The 4,392-nt window shown below is 48.4% G+C and carries 2 protein-coding genes; both read left to right on the top strand.

Annotated elements, in window-relative coordinates; genetic code table 11:
- Positions 1 to 786: 786 nt before the first annotated feature.
- On the top strand, positions 787 to 3,618 hold the full coding sequence (locus QT974_RS31630) for a DUF3987 domain-containing protein (RefSeq protein ID WP_333472331.1): 2,832 nt from the start codon (positions 787 to 789) through the stop codon (positions 3,616 to 3,618).
- 72 nt (positions 3,619 to 3,690) lie between these two features.
- Complete coding sequence (locus tag QT974_RS31635) at positions 3,691 to 4,020, top strand: hypothetical protein (protein WP_333472332.1); 330 nt, start codon at positions 3,691 to 3,693, stop codon at positions 4,018 to 4,020.
- Positions 4,021 to 4,392 lie beyond the last annotated feature (372 nt).

The following is a 4,392-nucleotide window of genomic DNA, read 5'->3' on the forward strand; positions in this document are numbered from 1 at the left end:
CTACCTCAACTGGGGGCAACAGTCCCGCCGCCAACACCGGGGGAACCACAACCTCGGCCGTGGGATGCGGTGTTGGGAGGTCAGGATTAGCTGCAAAAAAAGTGGGTGAGTTGCGAGTCGTTTACGTCCAGTTTGCGTCCAGAAACTCACTCGTCGTGTTTAAAGGTAAAAGCACTCGACGACCCGCGCAGAATAAGGGTCTCAAGGCGACGGGGAAAACTACCAAGTTTTAGGTGTCTGGTTGGGTGCATTCAAAGTTAAATTAACAATATGGACATAAAGGCGCGCGCAAAAAAATTCAGAGAGTTACTGCTTCTCCCCAGGCCGGGGGAGGCATGGGTTTCTGTTTGGCGGCGTCAGAGAGAAGCTCGATCGTGGAAGTTCTGGCACGTATTTGTCCTAGCAATGAAGGCAGAAATTTGCGCGGTCATCAAAGCATCTCTTAATTTCACCTGGTCAGCAGCTCTTGTATCTGTCGCCCTACTAACCTATTTTTTTGAGTCCCACGATTCATTTGATGTCTGCACCACTGTTAAGGTAGAGCCGCTAAAACCCGAAGTTAGCCGAGGCCCGCCCAAACGATTTATCCCTATCCCTGATGTCGAAATAGGTGGTTGCGCTCGCAGTGACTCACTTATCCACTCGCTGGTTTTCTAGCGGGCGGTTCCTCTTATGCCTTGAATTTTCCAAAACCTGTAAACACCAAAAAACCGCTGCTCTTCAATTGGAACCTGATTGCAACGGCTTTTGGTACTAAACCCGCCTTTGAGGGCGGACATTAAATCCATGGAATCATCATATCCCAACGGGAAAAATTCTGCATCCGTAAATTCAATTTCTATCAACCCCAAACACCTCACCGAGTGGGTCGAAGGCTCAGCAGTTTCATTAGCGATCGCACATCTCAACATCGAATCGCTATCTGCCAAAGAAATCAACGAGCGCGTCCGTCCGAAAGAACCTATTAAAACTGTGGGTTGGTGGTGTCGAGGCATCCAGTGGCGAACAGGTGAACGGGCCGGCAATTTGTACGGCCAAGCTAAGCCAGACAAACCGCACCACCCGGAAGGCTCCAAAGAACGCAAATACTTAACAGCTAGCGGCATGGAACCTGACGCAATCTTTCTAGCAATGCCCGATCGCGATTATTGGGCAAAAGTTCACGCTGACAAATCCATCCCCCGCCATTGGACAGAGGGGGCTAAGAAAGCCGGGGCTGGATTGAGCATTGGGCTTGCAACCATTGCGCTAACGGGTGTGTGGAATTGGGGCAAAGACGGGGAGCTAGCACCCTTTGTGAAGGAGTGGGCACAGCCTGACACCATCCACTACATAGACTTTGACTCCGACTACGCGGCCAACCCAGCCTGTCGTGCAGCCATTTTGAAGTTTTGCCGCTTGCTAGAAGAGTGTGGCTGCGAGGTACACGTCACAGTTTGGGATGCCCTATTTAAAGGGATGGACGATTTTATCAAAACTAACGGTGGTGAGGCTTTCAAAGAGGCTGTAGCGAGCGCACCAACTCTAACCAAGTGGGAGAAATTATCACAGGCAGCAGCAAAAGTTTTGAGCCATCCAAAATTTGAAGCCCGCGAACTTTCAGAATTGAAAACCGAAGTCAGCAAGCTGGTAGAGGAAAATCTGAAGCGCTCCGACCTGACAATTGCGATCGCAAATCTGTCACAAAAGTACGGGAGGCTGACACAGGAAATCCGCTCGCTCTATCAAGAACTGGAGCATGAACTAGACCAAGAAGCAAACCAGGAAGACACAAGAATTGGGGTTGAACAACTGCTTGCCTCCAAGTCCGCCAGCGTCAAACTATCAGAAATCTTCCCCGAATCTCTGGCAAGCCCGATCGAAGAAGTAGCGCGACGCATGAATCTGAAACCTGAGTGCTACGCACTGGCACTGATTTCTGGTATCTCAAGATTCCTGAAAAATGGCAGCAGCACAATGCTTGTGGAGGAATGGAACAGGTATCGGTGTCGGACTTATGGCTACTTCGGAGCTCTTATCGCTGAGTCTTCTCAGATGAAGACCCCGGTAATGAACGCCATGATTACAGACCCGCTAGCAGCGATGCGGAAGAAGAATCAGGAGAAGTTTGAGGCCCAGAAAAAAGCCCATACAGAGGAACTCGAACAATGGAAAAACAGCAAGGATGAAAACAAAGGCCCCGCACCTGACGCGCCTGTAGAGACAATCCCCTACATCACCAAAGCCACATGGGAGGGGATAGCAGGCATGGTGGGACGCAACCCCAGCCAAGGAATACTTTGGGTCTGTGACGAACTCGCAGGATTTTTTAAATCAGCGAACCAGTACCGCAGCGGCAAAGGAAGTGACAAGGAGGACTTACTGGAATGCTGGAGTGGCAACGGCCCGGTAGTAGCACGCGCGGCTGGCACTACCGTCAATGTGGGCGCTGTCTCCCTTTCTATTTACGGCAACATCCAGCCCAAAGTCTTAGAACCTTTCCTCGGAGATGGCAACGACGACAACGGAACCTTTGCCCGATTTGAATTTGTACAGCAGCCGCTGGCTTTAACTCAAATAACTTTAGGGCTCCCAAAGATTGACATCAACCCAATGATGCAAGCGCTCTACGAAAAAGTCGATGCTCTTGGGGTAATGGGGTTTGAGCTAGATGAGGAAGCGAAAAAGCTGTTTGTGGATTATTGCAATCACTGTCATCGACTAAGGTTCAACCATCCAAAGCAAGGAATGCGGGCAATGCTTGGTAAAGCAGCCGAGAAAGTTGGCCGCGTCGCTACCATCCTGCACTGCATCCACGCATCACATTTAGGTCTTGAAGTTTCACTGAAGATTCCCGCCGAACACGTCGCAGCGGCCATCAAATGGGTAGAGTACACGACGCAACAAGCTTTGAGTATAAATATTGAGGTTTGTGGCGCGGACGCCCTTGCCCCAAACCTGGTAAAAATTCTTTCGCTGGCAGAGCGCAAAGGGGGAACGGTTTCGGCTCGTGAGGTAAGAGCAACTTTTGACGCAAAACACCGCCCCGAGAGTCAGCAAATTCGAGAATGGTTCGAGGAATTAGCGTCAATGAAGTATGGGGAGGTTACATCAAAAGGACAAAGTATTTTGTTTACTACCTCTACCCTATCCACACTATCCACACTAGCCTGTAATCAAGACACAGTAAAGGTTACAAGTGTGGATAACCCTTATCCACACCTATCCACACTATCCACAGTTTTACCCCATCTAAACGAGCAAAGTGTGGATAAGTGTGGATACAGTGTGGATAACCCTATCCACACCTCTAAATCCTTATCTAGTAAAGCTTTAAAGGCTAGTGTGGATAGTGTGGATACGAAAACACCACCTTTGGAAAATTTAAAATCCTCAAAGATGAGCTGTACTACAGAAGCTGCTAAGTCAGCGACCACCCCAAAGAAGCCCAGAACTTTTGAGATAGGTCAGCGGGTCGTAGTAAAAGATGTCGGGGGCATCTATCAAGGTGCACGAGGTGAGGTTGTGGACAATATCTACTGTCTTGCCACAGGTGACACTTACCTAGTCAGGTTTGATAAGCCTGTCAGAATGATTCAGCAATACGAGTTTGAACCTTGCGAGTTGATGAAGCTGTAACCCCATAGCTGTAAATGACTAGAATCTTGAAAATTGGCGGGTACTTGGAAAGGCAAAAAAGGAGTCAAAACGATGGTGAGCAGCAAAGAATATCCCGTGGGTAGTAAAGAAAATCCCGAGAGGGGTTACGTCGAAAAAGCGATGGAAGCACTATATGACGACAAAACATACATCGCTGTTGGTAAAAAGCTTTATCGATTCACTGGGACTTATCACGAGTGGCAAAACATATCCGTAGAACAGAGGCGGATAGCAGAATGGCTGAGTACATACGCTGAGGAGGTACGACCAGGTAAATTTGTTTATAAGTACGCAACATCAGCTTGTGTCAGACAGGTCTGGAGGATGGTTTTAATTGCTTACGCTGAGACTCCCGACAAATTAATTCTCAAACCCAGTTAGCTGATAACTAGCGACCCAACCCCATCCCCCTTGACTGTGGGATTTTCGCGTCTACAAGTTTTGTCTACAATATGTTGACAGTGTATACATCTGCCAGTTATTGTAGACAAATAGTGTATACAGGTGTCTACAATGAGTCAAAGTCAAGTGATATCCTTCAGAGCGAACGGTCACTTCCTGAACTGGATAGAAGCTCAGAAGCTAGAGGGTGAGTCGGTAAACCAGGCTGCGCAACGCATTCTCAAGGAAGTATCAGGCACGTCTACAGTGTCTACACGTAGCGACCCTCTTGTGTCTACAGTGTCTACAAGTTTGTCTACACGAAACAATGATAGCGTCGTGTCTACAGATGTTGTAGACATTGTAGACAAG

This window comes from Microcoleus sp. BM001215392 (genome assembly GCF_036700185.1).
GTDB lineage: Bacteria > Cyanobacteriota > Cyanobacteriia > Cyanobacteriales > Microcoleaceae > Microcoleus.